General features: G+C 59.1%; 15 protein-coding genes and 1 pseudogene. 11 read left to right on the top strand and 5 right to left on the bottom strand.

What is annotated here, in order from left to right:
• The 5 genes and pseudogenes from EH31_RS15075 to EH31_RS15050 all read left to right on the top strand — a co-directional run.
• Positions 1–899, top strand: a pseudogene (locus EH31_RS15075) (hypothetical protein); the annotation flags it as partial.
• On the top strand, positions 892–3,441 hold the full coding sequence (locus tag EH31_RS15070) for a GIY-YIG nuclease family protein (protein WP_034961938.1): 2,550 nt from the start codon (positions 892–894) through the stop codon (positions 3,439–3,441). The pseudogene EH31_RS15075 and the gene EH31_RS15070, both read left to right, overlap by 8 nt.
• Positions 3,442–3,459: 18 nt before the next feature.
• Positions 3,460–6,066, top strand: a complete 2,607-nt coding sequence (locus EH31_RS15065; protein WP_034961935.1) for an AAA family ATPase — start codon at positions 3,460–3,462, stop codon at positions 6,064–6,066.
• Between the two features lie 533 nt (positions 6,067–6,599).
• Positions 6,600–6,788 carry a hypothetical protein gene (locus EH31_RS15055; RefSeq protein ID WP_152553592.1) on the top strand — a complete coding sequence of 63 codons (189 nt, stop codon included), beginning with the start codon at positions 6,600–6,602 and terminating at the stop codon, positions 6,786–6,788.
• Entirely contained in the window at positions 6,785–7,168 is a 384-nt protein-coding gene (locus EH31_RS15050; RefSeq protein WP_034961782.1) for a DUF3768 domain-containing protein, read from the top strand. Before EH31_RS15055 ends, EH31_RS15050 begins: the two co-directional genes overlap by 4 nt.
• 30 nt (positions 7,169–7,198) lie before the next feature.
• On the opposite strand, the gene EH31_RS15045 is transcribed toward EH31_RS15050, so the two are convergent.
• On the bottom strand, positions 7,199–8,014 hold the full coding sequence (locus EH31_RS15045) for an HNH endonuclease (RefSeq protein WP_034961933.1): 816 nt from the start codon (positions 8,012–8,014) through the stop codon (positions 7,199–7,201).
• A 248-nt stretch (positions 8,015–8,262) separates the two neighbouring features.
• On the opposite strand from EH31_RS15045, the gene EH31_RS15040 reads away from it, so the two are divergent.
• Both EH31_RS15040 and EH31_RS15035 read left to right on the top strand, forming a co-directional pair.
• Positions 8,263–8,487, top strand: coding sequence for a hypothetical protein (locus EH31_RS15040; RefSeq protein WP_034961780.1), 225 nt, complete (start codon positions 8,263–8,265; stop codon positions 8,485–8,487).
• Positions 8,488–8,659: 172 nt separating this feature from the next.
• The gene (locus EH31_RS15035) at positions 8,660–9,268 is read left to right on the top strand and encodes a DUF6088 family protein (RefSeq protein ID WP_051699323.1); all 609 of its coding nucleotides are present in this window, start codon (positions 8,660–8,662) and stop codon (positions 9,266–9,268) included.
• Positions 9,269–9,292: 24 nt separating this feature from the next.
• Here EH31_RS15035 and EH31_RS15030 read toward each other — a convergent pair whose 3' ends face one another.
• The 4 genes from EH31_RS15030 to rtcR all read right to left on the bottom strand — a co-directional run bounded on the left by EH31_RS15030 (position 9,293) and on the right by rtcR (position 14,598).
• Entirely contained in the window at positions 9,293–10,621 is a 1,329-nt protein-coding gene (locus EH31_RS15030; protein ID WP_051699322.1) for a type II toxin-antitoxin system HipA family toxin, read from the bottom strand.
• The gene (locus EH31_RS18005) at positions 10,621–11,133 is read right to left on the bottom strand and encodes a helix-turn-helix transcriptional regulator (RefSeq protein ID WP_051699321.1); all 513 of its coding nucleotides are present in this window, start codon (positions 11,131–11,133) and stop codon (positions 10,621–10,623) included. Before EH31_RS18005 ends, EH31_RS15030 begins: the two co-directional genes overlap by 1 nt.
• A gap of 184 nt (positions 11,134–11,317) precedes the next feature.
• Positions 11,318–12,565, bottom strand: a complete 1,248-nt coding sequence (locus tag EH31_RS15020; protein ID WP_161782161.1) for a phage integrase — start codon at positions 12,563–12,565, stop codon at positions 11,318–11,320.
• A 446-nt stretch (positions 12,566–13,011) separates the two neighbouring features.
• Complete coding sequence (gene rtcR / locus EH31_RS15015) at positions 13,012–14,598, bottom strand: RNA repair transcriptional activator RtcR (protein WP_034961776.1); 1,587 nt, start codon at positions 14,596–14,598, stop codon at positions 13,012–13,014.
• 271 nt (positions 14,599–14,869) lie between these two features.
• Between rtcR and EH31_RS15010 the strand changes: the two genes are divergently transcribed.
• The 4 genes from EH31_RS15010 (at position 14,870) to rtcA (ending at position 19,981) form a co-directional block, all read left to right on the top strand.
• Positions 14,870–16,465, top strand: a complete 1,596-nt coding sequence (locus tag EH31_RS15010) for a vWA domain-containing protein (protein WP_034961774.1) — start codon at positions 14,870–14,872, stop codon at positions 16,463–16,465.
• Positions 16,466–17,284: 819 nt separating this feature from the next.
• A complete protein-coding gene (locus EH31_RS15005; protein ID WP_034961926.1) occupies positions 17,285–18,511 on the top strand; it encodes an RtcB family protein in 1,227 nt (408 codons plus the stop codon).
• Between the two features lie 126 nt (positions 18,512–18,637).
• Entirely contained in the window at positions 18,638–18,961 is a 324-nt protein-coding gene (locus tag EH31_RS15000; protein ID WP_034961771.1) for a hypothetical protein, read from the top strand.
• A gap of 3 nt (positions 18,962–18,964) precedes the next feature.
• The gene (rtcA, locus tag EH31_RS14995; RefSeq protein ID WP_034961769.1) at positions 18,965–19,981 is read left to right on the top strand and encodes an RNA 3'-terminal phosphate cyclase; all 1,017 of its coding nucleotides are present in this window, start codon (positions 18,965–18,967) and stop codon (positions 19,979–19,981) included.
• The last annotated feature ends 740 nt before the right edge of the window (positions 19,982–20,721 follow it).

The following is a 20,721-nucleotide window of genomic DNA, read 5'->3' as shown; positions in this document are numbered from 1 at the left end:
TCCTTCGAGAGCTTCCTCAACCTCGCCGCAGCGCGCCTATGGCTGAAGGCTTTTGTCAACACGGCTTAAGCGCCGCCGACGTTTTTCCGGGAATAGGTCTAAAGGGCGGCGTTTGTTATTTTCTTTGGAATCGAGAAGAACGTGGACCTTGCCGCGTAAGCACTCACTTCAAGGACTGGCCTGATTCTATTTCAACGCGCCCGCTTCTTGAAAATGGCGCGGACATCTTCATCAGATTCAACGAAGGCTTGTCCATTCTTCGAAAAGTGATCGCACATGAGACTGGTCAGGATGAGAATCTTTCCTTGCCGGAGGATAGGCGCTTCGAAAATTTGGTAAGCTCAAGAAAACCATTCGGGCTAGAAACCAAATTCAAGGGCAAGACGGGGCAGCAAGCAAAAGACGATGTAACAGTCTACCAGAACGGAGGGATCGGATACGCGTCACGCGATATGCTGAGTTCAGGCCGAGATCTGATCGATGTTTGGAAGATTTTCGTTGGATACGCAGCGCCGGGAACCGGAAATCGAGATTCCTACCCGCATCGGATCATAAGCACTCCTTTTGTGGCTGGGCCCGGCACGGTCTCATCGGAGACATATCTCTGCATTGGACCATTTTCTTCAAAAGACGAAGCCGAGAGCGCACTATCTTATCTGTCGTGTCGGCTGCCACGCCTGCTAGTTTTGCTACGCAAATCGTCGCAACACGTTACGCGGAAGGTCTACAGCTTCTTGCCTTCTATTCCTTGGTCCCACCGATGGACAGACAGCGACCTCTATGAACGTTACGGGCTGACGAGCGAGGAAATTGCGTTCATCGAAAAGATCGTCCGTCCAATGGATGTTCTGGACGATCTTCTCGATGAAACGTTCGTAGATGAAGACGCTGATGCGTAAGCCCACAATCGACGACATCCTTACTCCGAAGCCCGATGTGCGTCCTCGCATCTACGCCTATTCCATCGCCGATGAGGCACATGAAGGATTGCTCAAGGTTGGCCAGACAACGCGCGACGTAAAGCAGCGGATTGCCGAGCAGTTGAAGACGGCGGCGATTGCCAACTACACCATCGAACTTGACGAGCCCGGCGAAGCGGATGACGGGTCGATCATCACCGACCATGCCGTGCGGGATGCACTCAAGCGCAAGGGTTTTGCCAACCCGCAACTTGAATGGATGCGATGCTCGCTGGCCGATGTGAAAACCGTGCTGGCCGAACTGCGCAGCGGGCAGCAATTCACCGGCACGCATCACGAGGATTTCCCGCCGCGCAAGGAGCAGTTGGAAGCGGTCGAGCAGACCTACGCCTATTATCACTCGCGCTGGCAGCAGGATGCCAACGCCGTTCCCCGCTTTCTGTGGAACGCCAAGATGCGTTTCGGCAAGACTTTCACCAGCTATCAGCTTGCCAAGAAACTTGGCGCGAAGCGGGTGCTGGTGCTGACCTTCAAGCCCGCCGTCGAAGATGCCTGGCAGACTGACCTTGAATCCCATGTCGATTTTGATGGGTGGCAGTATCTTTCCCGCAATTCCGGTCGCGATCCGAGCCAGATTGATGGTGACAAGCCGGTGGTTTATTTCGGCTCGTTCCAAGACCTGCTGGGGCGCGACAAAGCCGGGAATATCAAAGCCCGCAACGAATGGCTCCACACGATCAATTGGGATTTGGTCGTTTTCGATGAATACCATTTCGGCGCATGGCGCGAGACGGCGAAGGAGCTTTTCGAGGGCGAGGATGCTTCGATTGCCAAGGAAGCGGCCAAGACGGAATATGCCAATGGTCTGGACGATGTGAACGAAGACCTTGGCGTCATGTCGGAAAGCGAAACCGACTTTCTGCCAATCACCACACGGGCTTATCTCTACCTTTCCGGCACCCCCTTCAAGGCGCTAGCCACAGGCGAGTTCATCGAAGAACAAATATTCAACTGGACCTACACAGACGAGCAGCGCGCCAAAGAACAATTTGCCGCGAAGCATCCGGGGCGGCGCAATCCTTACGGCGCATTGCCGCAAATGCGCCTGCTGACTTACCAGATGCCGCCGGAAATTACTCACATTGCCAGCGGCGGCGAGCTGGACGAGTTTGATCTCAATGAGTTTTTCGCGGCGAACGGCACAGGCGTTCTCGCGCAGTTTAAGCACAAGGACGAGGTGCAGAAATGGCTCAACGTCATTCGCAACTCGCCAGATGCACCGCGATCATTCGACAGCATCAAGACGGGCGTTGTTCCGCCGTGGCCCTATTCGGACACGCGGCTTCTGCCTCACTTGCAGCATAGCTTCTGGTTCCTGCCTAATGTCGCCGCCTGCCATGCTATGGCGAACTTGCTGGAAGAGAAACACAACACGTTCTGGCACGATTATCAGGTGATCGTGGCCGCAGGCGCATCGGCGGGCATCGGCCTTGATGCCTTGCCGCCCGTTCGGGACAAGGTTGGCAGCGGTTTCGACACCAAGACCATCACGCTTTCCTGCGGCAAGCTGACCACCGGGGTTACGGTCAAGCAATGGTCGTCGATCCTGATGCTGCGCAATCTCCAATCGCCGGAGACGTATTTTCAGGCGGCGTTCCGGGTGCAGTCGCCCTGGTCGATCAAGAACCCCAATGGTGACAATCCGAACGAGGAAGAGATCATCAAACCGGTCTGCTTCGTGTTCGATTTTGCCCCGACAAGGGCGCTGCGGCAGTTGTCGGAATATGGCATCGGCCTTTCGCCGGGGGAGGCGAACCCCGAAAACGCGGTGAAGGAACTTGTCTCGTTCCTGCCTGTGCTGGCCTATGATGGCGCGAAGATGATGCAGATCGACGCGGGCGGCATCCTTGACATTGCGATGGCGGGAACGTCCGCGACCTTGCTGGCTCGAAAATGGGAATCGGCCATGCTGGTAAACGTGGACAACGACACGTTGCGCCGCGTTCTCGAAAACCCCGAAGCGATGGCCGCTGTTGAGCGGATCGAAGGTTGGCGCGCCCTTGGCGACAACATCATCGAAACGATCATTAACAAGAGCGCGAAGATCAAGGAGATCAAGGACAAGGCCAAAGCCAATGACGGGGAGCTGACCCCGAAAGAGAAGAAGGAACTGACCGCCGAGGAAAAGGAGTTCAAATCCAAGCGCAAGCTGGTTCAGGAAAAGCTGATAAAGTTTGCCACCCGCATCCCGGCATTCATGTATCTCACCGATTTCCGCGAGAACAAGCTACAGGACGTGATTACCAAGCTGGAACCGGACCTGTTCCATGCAGTAACCGGCCTGACTGTAGCGGATTTCCACCTGCTGGTTCGCCTACGCGTATTCAACACCGAGCGGATGAACGAAGCGGTGTTCGCGTTCCGCCGCTACGAGGATGCTTCGCTGCGCTATACCGGCATCGAAAGCCACGAAGGTCTGACGCATTATGGCTTGTATGACACTGTGGTGGCGAAGGAGTGAATGGATTTTGGTGGCTGCATGACGACCGAAGCCGAGGCGCTGGCCAATATCCTTGCATGGACCGCAGACAGTCCGGGCTGGCAACGCGATGCGTTGCGCAGGCTTGCGGCAGAGGGCAGTGTTGATGTCGCCGGGCTCGATGAACTTGTATTGATCTGCAAAGGCGGCGGTCACGCAGTGCCGTTGGAAGCGGCACACTTGCGCGACCCCAACCGCGATCAGGGCGAAGTCTATCTGCGGCAGGTGCATGACGTGCGCCATGTCAACGCCTTGGCTCCCGATCAGAGGCTGTCCCTTCACCGTGTTGGTCTGACCATCATCTATGGCGATAATGGATCCGGAAAATCCGGCTACGCCCGTATCCTGAAACGCGCGTGCAGGGCGCGCATCTCGGGGCGTGGCGAAGAAATCATCCCCGACATCTACGACGCTCAGCCCGGCACCCCGAGCGCCACCATTGAATACGCGATCAGCGGACAGAACCGCACATGCGCATGGCAGCTTGGCCAGCCTGCCGATACGGCATTGTCCGCTGTAAGCGTCTTTGATTCCCGCACCGCCAACATCCACGTCGATGAAACCAACGACGTGGCCTACACGCCATTTCCGCTCAAACTGCTGAGCGCGCTGGCCCAGCTCTGTAAGTCGGTCAAAGACAAACTTGCTGCTGAAATCACCCAGCTACAGGCGCAGACGCCGCAGAGCATCAAGACCCCGACATGCAGCCCCACCAGCAAAGTTGGTCAGCTTCTGGCGCGCCTTGCCGCAAACACCGATCCAGCCGCCGTGGAAGCGCTAGCGACTCTCTCGCAGGCCGAACGGGACAGGCTCGCGCAACTCACCGCCGACCTGGCCGGTGATCCCTCGCGCGCGGCCCGCCAGCTTGCCGCGTTGAAAGCCAAGGTCGAGGGATACATTGCCCGGCTGGACGGACTGGTTGCCGCCATCGGTGATGACAGCGCCGCCGAACTGCGCCGACTGGCGACCGATAGTGAAGCGGCGCGGCGAGCGGCGGAAGCCGCTTCCGGTGCACTGTTTGCGGGCGAGCCGTTACCCCATATCGGCTCCGAGGTGTGGCAATCGCTGTGGGAAAGCGCGCGGGCCTTTTCGGTTGAGGCGGCCTATCCCGAGCGGGATTTTCCCGTCACCGATCCCGGCAGCCTATGCGTCCTGTGCCAGCAGGAACTGACCCCACAAGCCGCCGATCGCCTCAATCGCTTCGAGACTTTCGTGCGCGACGACAGTCAGCAGCGAGCTGATGCCGCGCGCACAGCCTATGACGACGCCGTTACGGCATTCGCAGGAAACGGACTGACGCTGGCCGAACTTGCCGCCATCGTGGCGACCATCCATGACGATTTGCGTCAGGATGCGCTGGCAACCGAGGTCAGACGTGCGGGCCTGCACGCCCTCTGGCGTCATCGCCAGATCGGTCGCCGTCATCCGGACCCCACCGCTATCATCGATGTGGAATTGGTCGCCTTGCCGCGTCAGGCGTTGGTCGATCAGGTGGCAGACCTTGAGGCGCGCGGCGAAGCACTTGTGGCAGAGGCCGATTCCCCAGCGCGCGCGGCGCTGATCGCCGAGCGCACCGAGCTTGCCGACCGTCAATGGCTCAACGGCATCAAGGCCGACGTGCTGGCGCAGATCGAGCGCCTGAAACAGATCAAGGCGCTTGAAGCAGCACAGCGCGACACTGCAACCAACCGCATCACCACCAAGAGCACGGAAGTTGCGCAGGCATTGGTAACGGACGCGCTGCGCGCACAGTTTGCGCGTGAGGTTGCGAGTTTCGAGATCGCAGGGCTTGCCGTCGAGCTGCGTCAGCAAAACAGCGTGCAGGGCGTGCCGCGCTTCAAGGTTGCGCTGACGCGCAAACCCACTGCATCGGTGGGGCAGGTCTTGAGCGAGGGCGAGCACCGATGCGTCGCCTTGGCTGCGTTCATGGCGGAACTCGCCACGACCGAGAACAAATCCGGCATCGTATTTGACGATCCAGTGTCCTCGCTCGACCACATGCACCGCGAGGCCGTTGCCAAGCGGCTGATCGCGGAAGCGGCGAACCGTCAGGTCATCGTGTTCACGCACGACCTGGCTTTTCTCTTCGAGCTGGATCGAGCTGCGAAAGAGGTGGACCCTACTCCGCAGGTTGCCATAAGTTCTGTCAGTCGCAGCACCGAAAAGGCTGGTTTCTGTCGTAGTGAGCCTCCCTTCAAGGCACGGCGCGTCACCGACATTACCACAAGCCTGACCAACCAGCTCGCCAATGAACGCTATCACTTCGATCAGGGCGATCAGGATAAATGGCGTGAAACGGTGAAATCTATCGCCGGATCGCTACGAGACACGTGGGAAATCGCGGTTGAGGAAGCAGTAAGTCACGTTCTTCGCCGTCTGTCCAACGAGGTAAAAACGCCCGGCCTCGTCAAGCTGACTGCGATCACGATCGCTGACTGTGAGACCATGCGCGATGGTTTTCAGCGGTGTTCTGAGTTGCTGCATAGCACCGCACCTGCATTGAATCGCCCGCTTCCAAACCCAGATGCCCTTGACAGTGAAATAACCACTCTCGCCAGATGGACCGATGATTTGCGTCAACGTCAAAACGCGGCTCGACTGCCGTAAAGTGACTGACATGAGCGAACCCCTCGTCTAATCTTATCCAACAAATGGAAAGCTACCCTGCCGGGCAACCTGCTCTATCCGCTGGCGCAGACCGGGCCTGTAGTCCCGGCCCATCCGGGTGACGATCAGGAGCAGTTCGAGGCGGAGCGGGAATTCCTAATGGACGCGCTCTGTCCCGCGCATACTGCGCTCCTGAGGGCGCGGCATCCTTAAGCTAACCCGCAGGCACTCTTGCCTCTCTCATTGCTGGAGGCCCGCTGGCGCACTGATCGCGCGCGCAGAACCCCCGTCGGCTTCGCGCCGTTGCAAGGGTGCCAATGTTTTCTGGATCGCAGGGCAATCCCTGGCGGGAACACCAAGGGCTTTGCCCTCTCGTTCCCGAAACCGGAAATAGACGCCCCCGTGTGGCGGGCTGTGCCCGCTGGCCCGCGCCAGGGCATCGATTTCGGTTTTCCCTCCCCCTCCCATCCTCGCCGGAAGGCAGGCCGCATGCCGCGTGTCGGATGCGGCTTTCAGCCGAAGGAGGGCAGAAAATGGGTGACCTGATCTTGAACTACCGCGCTTGCGGGGCCGAGTGCCGCGAGGACTGGTTGCGGATGCTGGCCAACGAGAATGGATTGCCGTTCGGGACGGTGTGTCGGCTTGCCGAGGAGCTGGGCGAGCAGGAAGATTTCGGCGAGCTGGTCGATATTTGTGAGCGTGGCGGGAGGGCGGTGCAATGAGCGCTGGTGCCTTTTCCCGCAGCGAGCGGATTGCCCGGCTCAACGACAGGGCGCGGCAGGCGATGGGCATGGCCTGCGTAGCGGTCGCAACCGAAGGCTTCCGGGCCTTGCCCGATGAGGATCAGTCGCGGGTGCGCGAGCTGGTCGAAACCTTCGACGAATTTACGCCGGACAATGATCCTTATGGCGAGCGCGATTTCGGGGCGATCTATCAGGATGGCGAAGGTCGCTGGACGACCACGCCACCGGCGCGGCCTGCCGAAACCGTGTTCTGGAAGATCGATGCCTACGACCGCGATTTGCGGCTAGGCAGCGATGACCTGGCCAATCCTGCGGTTACGCGGAGGGTGCTCACCATCATGCTGGCCAGCGAATATTGAGGGGAGGCAGTCCGCGCGCCGCCTGACACGTCAGGCGGCGCGTTGATCGACAAAGCAATGTTCGTTGTGCCAATCGAGGAAAGCAGGTTCAGGATCGAACCGGATTGCTGATCGCAAGCTCGCGTTCTCGAATTGCTGGAAATAGTCGCGCGTCTCGCGGCTCTGGCTTTCGCGCAACTGCCGCGAGACGCGAATGCGCCGTTGGCGATCTACCGTGATGAGCCCGCGATCAAAGGCGCGGTCGAGTGTCGCAGAAAGCAGCAGGCCATTTGCGGGGTTGTGCCGGTTGTCGCTGTCCTTGCCCCATGGCTTGATATGGCTTGCCGTGAGCAGGCGCCGATCGGCGATGCCGGTGATGCAACAGGTCTCTTCGTAGTTGGCGAGCACCGCGCGGCGGAAGAAATCCTGGCCGACGCGCTGGTTCACAAGCGCCTGTGTGGTGGCCTCGCCTTGATAGGGCTCGAACCGGAACTCGCTGCGCTTTTCATTGAGGCGCAACGGCGGCGGTGGTGGCTCGAACTGGCCGACTTGGGAAGTCCACAAGTCTTCCGCCCGCGAGACGAGACTGGTCCAGTCCCGGCCGAACTCGGAATAGGTTGCGCGATCCAGCTTCGATGCGCCGTCTAGGCCTTTGCGCCCGCTGTCGGTAATCTTTGGATCAAGGCTGGCAAAATTGCACAGCTTCATTGCGACCGAGCTATTCGTGCGCCCAAGCGCTGAAGCGAGCTCCTGAATTTCCGGATTGCCAGAGTGCAGCTTTCCAAAGGGCAGCTGGAAGTAGAGATACAGCGCGAGCACCGTCTCCTCTTCGCTCCAGCGTTTCCGTGAACTGCTCTCGACTGCCATGGCGAAGGTTTGAGCGAGAGTGATCCAGGGCGCAAGTCTGGCGGTTTGCCAGGTGTTTGCATGCCTTTCGAACTGGCGGTTTCGTTCTTGAGCACCAAGTTGGCCGAACGTGGTCAACCTTCAATGCCCCGCCCGCGCCAGTTCCCCCGGCCTTCGCCGGGGTCACCCGTGTTGGACATGAACCCTTCCCTTGGTCGTGCGGCCCTTCCGTTGGTGCAACGAGCCACCAGACACGAAAGGAAATCATCATGGCACGCAGCAATACCGCACCCTCGCACGAAGCAAATCCGCCAGACTTCCTCGCCTGGCATGTCGCCAACAAGGGCGACAAGGGTTTCTGGACCCGCATCGGAGCCGCGTGGTTCCACCGCGACCGCAAGGGCCTTTCGCTTCAGCTGGAAGTTGTGCCAATCAATGGCCGGATCGTTCTGCGCACACCGCTGGACGACGAGAAGAAGGAACCGGGCGCTTAGCGCCCGGCCTTCGGGCAAAAGAAGACCCGCCTGGTGCGCATCGTCGAGAGGCGTGGCGGGTTCTGTTGCGGTCCTTATACAGGGACGCGCAGACACGGGCAACCTCATCTAATCCGAGCCAATTGCTTGTTAGAAATATCTATGCTAATTTCTAACAGAAAGGAGGCCCGGAATGACAGCGATGGTCGACAGAATCATGAAGCGAGTGCGGGGCAAAGGCCGTGGCTGGGCCTTTACGCCCAAGGACTTCATCGACTTCGGCACGCGCGGCTCTGTCGATATGGCCCTGTCACGCCTCGCCAAATCTGGCCAGATTCGCCGGGTCGGACGCGGCATCTACGACTATCCCAGGCTGCATGACAAACTGGGCGCGCTCAGCCCCGATGCAGATAGCCTTGCTCGAGCACTTGCAAGCAAGAGCGGTGACAAGATCGGTCCCGCAGGAGCAACGGCGGCAAACCGCCTCGGCCTGTCCACGCAGGTTCCGGCAAAATCTGCCTACGCCACCGATGGTGCAACGCGTACGAAACATGTGGCAGGGCGTACTGTGGCGCTCAAACATGCGCGCGCGCCTCTGCTCGATAACGCATCCGATCACGCCAACACAGTGCTTCAGGCCATAGCCCATGTCGGGAAGGACGGAATGGATAGCGATGTCATCCATCAATTTGCGGAAAGGTTGGGCGACGCGGATATGAAGGCCCTGATCAATGCACGCCCCCAGATGACCGGCTGGATGGGCGACGTTGTGCTCCGGATCGCGGAGGCCCGACGGAATTGAGTCATCACGTCTGTTGAGCCGAGATTAGCTCAGGCTCCACCCACCACCCTTCGTCACATGCGCGTCCCGCTCTCGCAGTGCGCGCTCAAGGCCAAGTATGTCATTGATGTGGGCGGCTGTATGTCCGAACAGACGGTCGAGCGCCGCCATCTCGCGAGGGAAACTTTCCGACAACTCTTCGATCTGGTCGATCAGTTCGCCCGCTGCCGCCTTTAGCAAGGCCAATGCGCCCGATGCTGGGATGCCGATGGCGGCGGTGAAAGCGATCAGATCCTCGGCAGTGATGGCATCGAAATGACTGGCAGCCCCTACATTGAACGCCAGCTCGTCTGTGTAGTCGCCGCCCATCAACACTGGGGTAAGGTCGTAGAATGGTGCAAGTTGCACCGAACCACCGTGAGCGAGGATCAGGCCGTTGTTCTTGGCGTGGTTGTCGTTGTTACCGAGTAGCAGGTTGAACAGTGTCATTTTCAGAAATGTGTTCCGGGCAAGCGCGGGCTGGTCTGTTGCGGCGAGTATTGCTCCGATTTTCGGTGCGTCGAAACGGCGTCCCGCCTCTCCGCGCCGCTCATATTTGAGATCGGAGGGAAGGCCGCTCGCTTGGGCAAAGTCTTCGACATGCAAGCGATACACTTTGTCGCTATCGATCAGGCGATCGAACCGATTGATGAGCAGGACATCGTGTTCACCGATTTCATCAGCGATGCATGTCCCGACCTCGAACCCACACCTGGCCGCCAAATCGGTCAGGAAGGCTTCGTCCCGCGCCTCTTTTAGGTTCTGGCGATCCGGTAGCTTCAGAATGTGCGTCGTGGGGGCACCTGTCCCATTTTTGGGGAGGGCGAAGCGTCCGTCGGGCAGTGCGGCGAGTGATATCTTCCTCCGAACCCCTGCAACGGGCGAGGGGTCGCGCATCTCATCTGGTAGCAACTTGCCGGTGGCGAGGCGCTCGACGATGTCGCGCAACGTACCCTCGTCGAGCGGATCATAATCTTCGCTCAGCGTTCCAGGTCGTTTCACTGGTGGCCGGTCGAGACCGAGCACGCTGACAGCGCCCGGGCAATCCGCCCCCAGATGTTCGAGCAGCCCAGCAATGTCGCTGCGTTCTATCCCATAGCGCGCCATGGTCGCTTCAAGTTGGTCGTTCTCGTGGAGCAGATTTCCGAACCATGCGCGCACCGGAACATCGCCGAAGGCCTCTTCGCTGAGCGGCAAAGAGAGCGAAAGCGCGTGACAGCTCGGGTCCGCCAGCCATTGGGCATTGTAGGTGAAGGACAGGTCACCATCGTCGCCTTTGACAAAGTAGCCGACCGGCTCAGGCGATGCTTCGAGCCAGACTTGCAGAATGAGCATCAGCGGCTGCGCAATCTGGCAGTGAGATCGATGCCAGCAGCCTGCGCGCAGGCCATTACGCGGTCGAATTCGAGGCTGGCTTTCCCGCCTTCGAGCTCGGAAACGAACCTTCGTCCGACACCGGCATGAGCAGCAAATTCGGACTGGTTCATCTTCATTGCCTTGCGCGCGCGGCGGACCAGCGCGCCCAGTTCCGCAACCGATCTTATGCGCTCGCCAGAGGGTGGCATGCGCGGTGCTTCAATTCGTGGTGTGGGAGGTCTCGAAACGGGAAGGCCGGTTGATGCCTCCGAGAGCTGACGTGCGATATCGATCGCCCGCCGATACTCGGGGGTGTGCAACCGTTCGCCTACCTTCTGAATAGGCGACACCACTTCTGCCAATATTGCGCTGAGCTCACGACCGACTTTGCTTACCGAGCCGATGGCTGGATTCGTCGCGAGCTTTCGAAAAGCCTGATCCTGCTCGTTGAGAGCTTTCAGCAGTCGTTGACTATCGGTAGCGGGCTTCATTTTTGATCCCTTTCGGGAGCGAAATGCCACTTCAGGTCAACAAAGTCAACATTTGTTCCTGAACGGGTGCATATTGGTGAATTGGGAATAGGATTCTTCATTTTGATCCCGTTCGGGGGCGAGTGGAAATTCGGTAAAAAAGCGATATTCACTGCACAGTGAATAGGCGTCCAACCTTTCCACATCAGTTGGCCGCCACGATCTTGAGATGCGGTCTTGGCTTGTCGAGCACTTCGACAGCCTCGCGCTTATGCTCCGGTGCGAGGTGCGCATAGCGTAGCGTCATCGCGTAATCGCTATGGCCAAGCAGTTCGCGGATCGTGTTGAGGTCCACGGCTCCCATGGCAAGGCGAGAGGCGAAGTGGTGACGCATGTCGTGCCACCGGAAATCCACGATCTTCGCGTCATCCAGCAGCTTCTTCCACGAGGAGTTCACGTTGTCGAAGCGAGCGCCATCTTCGCTCTCGAATACGCGGCTGTTGCCGAGATCGCATTGCGATCGCCAGGATTTGAGAGTGTCGTAGGCTTCCGCGTTCAACGGAACGTGCCGTGTCTTTCGCGACTTGGCCGTTTGCGCCGACACCGTGACTATACGCCTATCGAAATTCACATGCGACCATTTGAGGTCAAACAGTTCGCCGCGTCGCATACCGGTGTTGAGCGAAATAAGCACCATGGGCGTCAGGTGATCGGTGAACGGAACGGCGCGCAGGCTGGGCAAAAGCTCTCGGCCCCGTTCGCGCCGCCACTGATTGGCTGTGTCACGTTCGCTGCGCATTCTGTCTTCGCGATTCTTCAGTTGGGCGCGCAGACGATATTCCTCGGCTTCGTCCAGGTATCGAACACGGACTTCCTTGTCCTCGCGCGCTTTCTTCACCTTGGCGATTGGGTTCACTGCAATCAGTTCCCATTCGACAGCTCGGTTCAGCGCCGCCTTGATCGCCGTGATGTCGCGATTGATGGTGTTGGGCTTGACGCCGTCTTTCATGCGTTGGGCGCGCCAGCGCTCCATATCGAGTGGCGAGATGGTCGCCATAGGCATCTTGAGAAACTTCTTGAAGGCAACCTTCAGGCGCTTGAGATTTGCTTCTGCGGTTTTCTGGTGAACACGAGCCCAATCGGCGTAGTGCTCATCGATGAACTCGCCGAAAGTTGAGACTTGCTTGCGCTTCTGGCGCTCGATGCGCGGATCGACACCGGCCCAATAGGGGCCAAGTGCGCTCTTTGAAGCCTCGACCGCTTCACCATATCCCATACTTGTGAGGCGACCGAGCCGAATACGCTTGCCGCGTTCAAATTCGAGATACCAGGTCTTTACGCCCGATGGTTGGACTCGAAGCAGAAGCCCGCCGAATTTAGGGTCGCGCAACTCATACGGCTTCGCCTTGGCCGCTGCCTTAAATGCCACGGAATTGTTTAGCGCTGCATGCATTGCGATCTTTCCTTCGATCACAAAATAGCGAATCCGTAAGTGAAATGTAAGTGCAGGAGGTGTGAACGCAGTGCAACAAATGCGAACGATTCGCAACTCTGCGACACCCAAATAATCCAATAAAAATAATTATTTATGGTTCATTTTTGTTTTGCTGCGTTGCACCATATTTCGCTATTTTTACAGCTCCGAAGGCAGAGGTCACTGGTTCGAATCCAGTCGGGTGCGCCAGTCAACTGCCTTGGCGCGTTGTTTTTGCTCGGTTTCCAGACAAATCGCAGAATACGTTCCTACGATTGACCCCACATAATGTGCGGGCCTGAATGGTCTTCTCGGGGCCGCGGCGGGATGTTCCGACACCGCAATACAATCTGAGGGCCTTGGAATTTGAGCACCTCGACTGCGTCGCACATTTCGAGAATCAGTTCAGATTGCAGCCGCTTAGGTCATTGGGTGACGGCACCCCAGTCCAACTTAAACTTGGCGAGGTACTTCCGCAGGCGATCAGAATCATTGGTCGATGTGCGCTGTTCGCGTGAGGCTGCAAAGAGGGTGCGTCCTGCGTCAGAAAGGCTGGCCGAGCGTCGGCACACCTTCACCACATACTCCAGTTGGACTTGGTCGAACGGATCAATCGCCTGTGCCCGCTCTTTGCCAAGCAAGTCGGCCAGGCTCTCACTCTCCGCCTTGTCGCCTGACCAGAGCCGTCCAAGGCGGCCGGTTTCGAAATCCACAGCCTCGCGGTCGATCCTGCCGGTCGGGCAAAGTGTCGCCATGCGGGTTACGCTGGCGGCGAGGTCGCGGAAATTGCCTTGCCACCGTGCAGACTGGCTCTCGGCAAAAGCGAGATACCGGTCCCGCGCTTCCTTGTTGAATGTAACACGCGTGCCTTCACGTTCGGCGAAACGCTCAAGTTCGTAATCGAGGTTGGGTTCAATATCTTCGCGTCGCTCGGCCAAACCGGGCAGAGCAAAAGTCCATAGGTTAAGTCGTGCGAACAAGTCTTCGCGGAAATTGCCAGCGGCGACTTCTTCCATAAGATTGCGGTTGGTCCCGGCGATTAGCTGGAACTCGCTCTTGGCCTCGCTGTCCGCACCAACCGGAAGGAAGCGCCCCTCCTCGATCGCGCGCAGGATCATAGCCTGTTCGTCGAGCCCCAGCTCGCCGATTTCGTCGAGGAACAGCAAACCTTTATCGGCGCTTTTGAGCAAGCCGGGCCGGTCCTGCACCGCACCGGTGAAGGCACCCTTCTTGTGGCCGAAGAGGGCAGACATGGCGCTGTCGCCCTTCAGCGTCGCACAGTTGACCTCCACGAATGGCCCTTCGACCTGGTGGCGCAGCTTCTTGAGCTCGTAGACCTTGCGCGCGAGCTGGCTTTTGCCTGCTCCGGTCGGGCCCATCAGCAGGATCGGCGCGCGGCTGAGGACAGCGACCTGTTCGATTTCCTCGATCAAGCGGTTGAAGGCCGCGTTGCGGGTTTCGATCCCGCTCTTGAGGAAGCTGGTGCTTTCCGCGCTCGCTTCGGCGAAGCGGCTAGCGATGGAATCATAACGGGAAAGGTCGAGATCGATCGAGGCCCAGGTGCCAATCGGCTGCGGCGCTCCCCTGTGAGGCTGCGTCTGCAAGAGCTTACCGGGCAGATAGCGCGCCTCGGTCAGCAGGAAGAGGCAGATCTGCGCCACATGGGTGCCGGTGGTAATGTGGATCAGGTAATCCTGCGTGTCCGGATCGAATTCGAACTCGCGCGCGAAATCGAGCAGCTTTCCGTAAACCTCCTCGAAGTCCCATGCGTCTTCAAAATCCATGACGTGGGGGACGACTTCGGTCTCGGGTGAAACATCCCGAATGTCCTGCATTACGAATTCTGCGAGGCGGCGGTGATAGCTGCCGTGGATCAACACAAACCGATCCACCCGCAGGTCCTCCTGCATGCAGATGCTCACCGTGGGCCGCCACTTGTTCCAGCGTGACGGCCCGAACTTTGCGGCATCGAGCGTTGAGCCGAGAAAACCAATGACAGTGGTGGGCTTCATGCTCTTAATGATAAATTTTTATCATAAACGATACAAGAGAATAGATTTCTCGCAAATTCACGATGTGTTGTTGAGAAGATCGAGTCCTAAGAATCGTATATATTTCAGCGCACTATGTGAAATTTGCAACCCGCCACTCAAAATTGGCACACCTCATGCTTTATCCAAACCGTCGGGTAAGTCGAACACCCGGCGAGACGCGGGACATGGGCGGCCGGAATGGGCTGGCCGCCCAAAGCCTGCAACGCAAGTTTCATGATGGAGTTGGACTATGGCCAACAAGACGCTTTTTTCCTCGACGCTTTCGTCCTTCGGGGCGAAGTTCCTGCCGCGCACCGATGTGGTCAACGAGGCTGGTGGCAACGCCTATGCCTATGGCCCCGAAGCCTTGCTCGCGCAGCTAGCCGCAACCGGCACTTTGTCGGACGGTTTCTACGCCGATGCGGAAGGCCAGCTTGCCAAGGTGCTCGAAGCAGCCTGGGCGGTGGACGCCGAATGGGTAGCCAAGTGTGCGATCTATGCTCGCCAGTCGGGCGCGATGAAGGATATGCCGGCATTGCTGACCGCAGTGCTGTCGATGTCCGATCCGGACCTGATGGTCCCGGTGTTCAAGCGCGTGATCGATAACGGCCGCATGCTGCGCAACTTCGTGCAGATCATGCGTTCGGGCCAGACTGGGCGGACTTCGCTCGGTTCGCGTCCGAAGCGGCTGGTGCGTGAATGGCTGGAAAATGCCTCGACCCGCCAGCTGATGCAGGCGGCGACGGGCAATGATCCGAGCCTTGCGGATATCGTGAAGATGGTTCACCCGGCTCCGGCTTCGGCCGAGCGGCGTGCCTTCTATGGCTGGCTGATCGGCAAGCCCTACGATGTAGCGGCGCTGCCGAAGGAGATCGCCGATTTCGAAGCATGGAAGGCGGACCGCCAGAATGATGTTTCTGGGCCCCTGCCGGATGTGCCCTTTGAATGGCTGACTGCCTTCGAGCTGACCGCAAAGCAGTGGGCTGTGCTGGCAGAGCGCATCGGGTGGCAGGCGCTCAGGATGAACCTCAACACGCTTGCGCGTAAGGGAGTGTTCCAGATCGACGGAGTGACCGAGATGGTTGCTGCGCGGTTGGCCGATCCCGATGCCATCGCCCGCGTGAAGCCGATGCCCTACCAGTTGATGACGGCGCTGACGCAGGTCGGTGCCAAAGGAGACGGGACTGTTCCGCTGGCGGTGCAGGCTGCACTTGAGAAGGCTCTTGACCTGTCGCTTGCGAAGGTCCCGGTGCTGGCAGGCAATGTCGTGGTTTGTCCGGACGTGTCGGGCTCGATGGGCTCGCCTGCGACCGGTTACCGCAAGGGCGCGACTTCGGTTGTGCGCTGCATCGACATCGCCGCGCTGGTTTCGTCCGCGATGCTGCGGAGCAATTCGCAGACCCGCGTGCTGCCGTTCGAAGTGGACGTGGTGAAGCTCAAGCTTGATCCCAAGGCCCGTGTGGCGGTGAATGCCGCAAAGCTGGCCGAGGTCGGCGGCGGCGGCACCAATGTCTCGGCCCCGCTTGCCTTGCTGAACCGCGAGAAGGCGAAGGTCGATACGGTGGTGATCGTCTCGGATAACGAATCCTGGGTCGATCCCGCCCGGCGTGGAGCTACGGCGACGATGAACGAGTGGACCAAGCTGAAGGCCCGCAACAGGCACGCGAAGCTGATCTGCATCGACATCCAGCCTTACGGCTCGACGCAGGCCAAGGCCCGCAAGGACATCATGAATGTCGGTGGTTTCACCGACGCGGTGTTCGACGCAATGGCACGCTTCGCCAATGGCCCAGAAGGCGGCGGGGCGAAAGATTGGGTCGAGATCGTCAACGAAGTGGAGGTTTGAACAAGCGCTCAAGCAGCGAAGCGATAGCGCAGAAAGGAGTGCAAAGGTCGCGGCGAATGCCGGGAAGGACTACATCCTGTCACGATGGTGGTCTCTGAAAAGGGGCGCCGGTCTTTCCCAAGCCTCGTCGCCGCGACCTTTGAATAGATTGATTTTGGAAAGGGCCGGGGCAAATGCCGGTGGGACTACATCTCCCACATGACAGGCCCGACGAGTAAAGCGCCCCATGGGAGCAATCCTGCGGGGAGATGTGGGTTCGAATCCCGCCGCTGGAACGTAGCTTAAGGGCCGACTGTCTCACCAACACTCGTTGCCCCGACCTTTTCCAAATTCACGGCGAATGCCGGAAGGACTACATCGACTTGTAATCGCCAGGTCGCGGGTTCGAATCCCGCCAGGCCCACCATTTTCTGCGCTAACGCTTCACTGCATGAGCGCACATTATGGGCCTGTAGCTCAGCGGATAGAGCAGGAACGTCTTTCCAAATCCTCGTCGCCGTGAACCCTAATATGAAATAACGCTGGCGGATGCCGGTGGGACTACATGGTTAGAGCGCCTGCAAAAGCAGGAGGTCGGCGGTCCGAGTCCGCCCCCGGGGAACCGGAGTAGCTCAGTAAAACGTCTCATCAATCACTCGCCGCCGGCACCCTGCGCTCACGCAGCGAAGCGATAGAGCAGAATTACATCAGCGCTGGCGAATGCCGGTCGGGACTACATCGGTAATCAGGCGGTTCGAACCCGCCCCTGCATGGCAACATGCGGAGAAGTCTCGCCAAAACTTGTCGCCAGCACCTATGAAGAAGCATGAGGAGGTCGCCATGACCCAGACGACGTATGAATATCAGGACGTGGAAGGCGGGTCGCCGATCAAAATGTGGACCCGCGGTGTGCCGGTTGATGACAAGGCGCGCGAACAGCTGACCAAGGCGGCGAAGATGCCGTTCATCTTCAAGCATGTTGCGGCCATGCCCGACGTGCATGTGGGGATCGGAGCAACCGTAGGTTCGGTGATCCCGACCAAAGGCGCGGTGATCCCGGCTGCGGTCGGCGTCGATATCGGTTGCGGCATGATGGCCGCGCGGACCTCGCTGATGGCGAGCGACCTGCCGGACAATCTTGCAGGGATCCGCTCCGCAATCGAAGCGGCGGTGCCGCATGGGCGGTCAAGCGGGCGTGGCGGGCGCGACAAAGGTTCGTGGGGCGATCCGCCTCCGGCCGTGGTCGATGCCTGGGCGAGGCTTGCCCAGCGCTTCGGACAGATCGTCGCCAAGTACCCGCGGCTCAAGAACACGAACAACCTCGTGCATCTCGGGACGCTGGGAACCGGCAACCACTTCATCGAGCTGTGCCTCGATACCGAGCAGCGGGTGTGGGTCATGCTCCACTCGGGCTCGCGCGGGGTGGGCAACGCGATCGGCACATTCTTCATCGAACTGGCCAAGCAGGACATGCGCAAGTGGCATATCAACCTGCCTGATCAGGACCTCGCCTATTTCCCGGAAGGGACCGACCATTTCGACGATTATGTCGAAGCGGTCGAATGGGCGCAGGACTTCGCAGCGCTGAACCGGCGCGTGATGATGACGCATGTGCTCGATGCACTGCGTAAGCAAATCGCCAAGCCATTCGATGCCGAATGCGAAGCGGTGAACTGCCATCACAACTATGTGACGCGGGAACACCATTTCGGCGAAAACGTGCTCGTTACCCGCAAAGGGGCGGTGCGCGCGGCAAAGGGCACGATGGGCATTATCCCCGGATCGATGGGGGCAAAGAGCTTCATCGTGCGCGGGCTGGGCAATGCCGAGAGCTTCGACAGCTGCTCGCACGGCGCGGGGCGCGTGATGTCCCGGACCCAGGCGAAGAAGCTGGTGAGCCTCGACGAGCATATCGCCGATACCGCCGGTGTCGAATGCCGCAAGGACGAGGGCGTGATTGATGAAACGCCCAAGGCCTACAAGCCGATCGAAGCCGTGATGGCCGCGCAGGCCGATCTGGTTGAGATCGTCCATACGCTGAAACAGGTGGTGTGCGTGAAGGGGTAGCGCCCTTCACGCCCCATTGGGAGATGAGCTATGAAGGGCGTATTTCATTGCAAAGGTTGTGGATCAGCTCTGTCCGGAGAGATTGCGCTACAATCCTTAAAGGATCCCGCCGTTCAGCAGCCTGCCATGCTCGACCAGCAGCCGGTCTGCCCGATCGGCATGGGCTATAAGAGCTATGAACCGTTCCAGCGATCATTCGATCCAGCCAATCCGGCTCCGCTCGAATTTTCACCGCAATACTGGCTTAACCCCGAAGATGTGATCGAGGCCTGTCGGATGACCAAAAAGCATGAAAGGACCATCGGATGCTGCGGCATTTCGGGCAATGGCGCGCCTAATCTATTGTGCCGGAAATGTCGGACGGAGGTCGGGACAATGCAAACCGATTGCTTCACGCCGCTTATCTTCATTCCCGATCCCAGCAACACAGAGTTCAGGAAAGCTGACTGAAACATGATTATCATCGACGGCTCCGAGGGTGAAGGCGGCGGACAGGTATTGCGGTATTCCGCAGCCCTTTCGCTGCTGACCGGAGAGCCTTTCACCATCAGCAACATTCGCGGCGAGCGGGCCAAGCCCGGCCTGATGCGCCAGCATGTCACTTCGCTTGAAGCGGCCTGCGCCATCGGCGGAGCGGAATGCTCCGGGCTGACGGTTGGTGCCAGCGAACTGACCTTCCGGCCCGGCAGGGTCATACCGGGCGAATATCATTTCGCCGTCGGCACCGCCGGTTCGACCGGGCTGGTGCTCCAGACCGTTCTTGTGCCGCTGATGCTGGCCGATGCGCCGTCACGGCTGGTGATTGAGGGCGGTACCCATGCCATGGCTGCGCCGCCTTTCGAATTCCTGCAAAAAACGCTGCTGCCGGTTTTGCAGCGGATGGGACCAAAGCTTTCCATCACTCTTGAGCGTCACGGTTTCTACCCGCGCGGTGGCGGGCGCATTGTCGTGGACATAGATCCAGCGCCGCTGCGCCCGATCGAATGCGTGACACGCGGCGCATTCAAGGTGGGCAAGGTAGAAGCGCTGGTCGCCGGGATCCCGTTCGACATCGCTGACCGCGAGCTGAAGGCGGCGCGCAAAGTGCTGGCCGATTGGCCGGATGAAGCCTTCGCTCCGGTGCAGCTCCCGGCTGAGAATGGTCCCGGGAATGCCCTGCTCATGGTGGCCGAATTCGAACATGTTACCGAAATCATGTCTGGCTTCGGCAAGCTTGGCGTGCCTGCAGAACGCCTGGCAAAGACAGCGGCCAAGCGGATGGCCGGTTATCTGGCGTCGCAGGCCTTTGCCGGACCTTACCTCCAAGACCAGTTGCTGCTGCCGTTCGCAATGGCAGGACGCGGCGCGTTCACCACAGTCAAGCTCAGTGCGCACACGCGCACCGCTGTAGACTTGATCGAACGATTTTCCGGCAGGGGTTTTCGCTTCGCGGAAACCGCTGACGGGGCACATCTCGCAGAGGTTCGCTGACCGGCGCGAATTGGGCCGATTGTCGCAAGTCGGCATTCGCGCAGCATTTTCGCAAAGCAGGCGTTGTCGGCCTTCATCTCGCCTGCACCGAGAAGGTCTTCATTTGGCGCTACTCAAGCAGCAAGTAATGCCGCCGAACGCAGAGTGGGGAGACACGCCAAGTCCGGTATTAAGTCCTGAAGCTTGTCGAGGATGAATGAGGAGAATGTGAACGTTCTTCGCTTGAGGGTCCACTACAAAAGGGGCTGACCTCCATGCGCTGTCGTTCGTACCTGAAGAGCTAGACTATGTCGACGCGACGGGTGAATCCTTCGAGTGGGGGCTTGAACGCCTCCGTCGGTTGGAGAGCCTTCGCCGTTTTGAAGAATTCAGAAGAAAGCGTGAAGAAGCTCATGGCGCTGCAGCTCCCCGAAGCTAACCCGTTCGTTCTCCGGGCTGTTGGACCTGTGAGGTTCCAAGCTCGTAAATCTCGCTATCGCGAACTGGCGCTAAAGCTGGACGCTTCGAGTAGCTCTTCGATCGTGTTAAGCACTTGTGCTTCTGGCCCTGACACAGTCCTTTTGTGCCGCGACTGACGATCCTAGGCAGCTGAAACATAAAGCATCTCTACTCGACATAACCAAGACCACCCTAAAGCGCATCGTTGCCTCGCCCATGGGCGCAGCAAATCCCCCTGATTTGAACTTTGCAAATGTGCCGCTATTCTCAATCGCGGGGCTAATCCGTTCCTGGATACAGGA

The organism is Erythrobacter longus (assembly GCF_000715015.1).
GTDB lineage: Bacteria > Pseudomonadota > Alphaproteobacteria > Sphingomonadales > Sphingomonadaceae > Erythrobacter > Erythrobacter longus.
The sequence above is the reverse complement of the archived record's forward strand: the minus strand, read 5'-3'. Positions and strand labels throughout refer to the sequence as shown.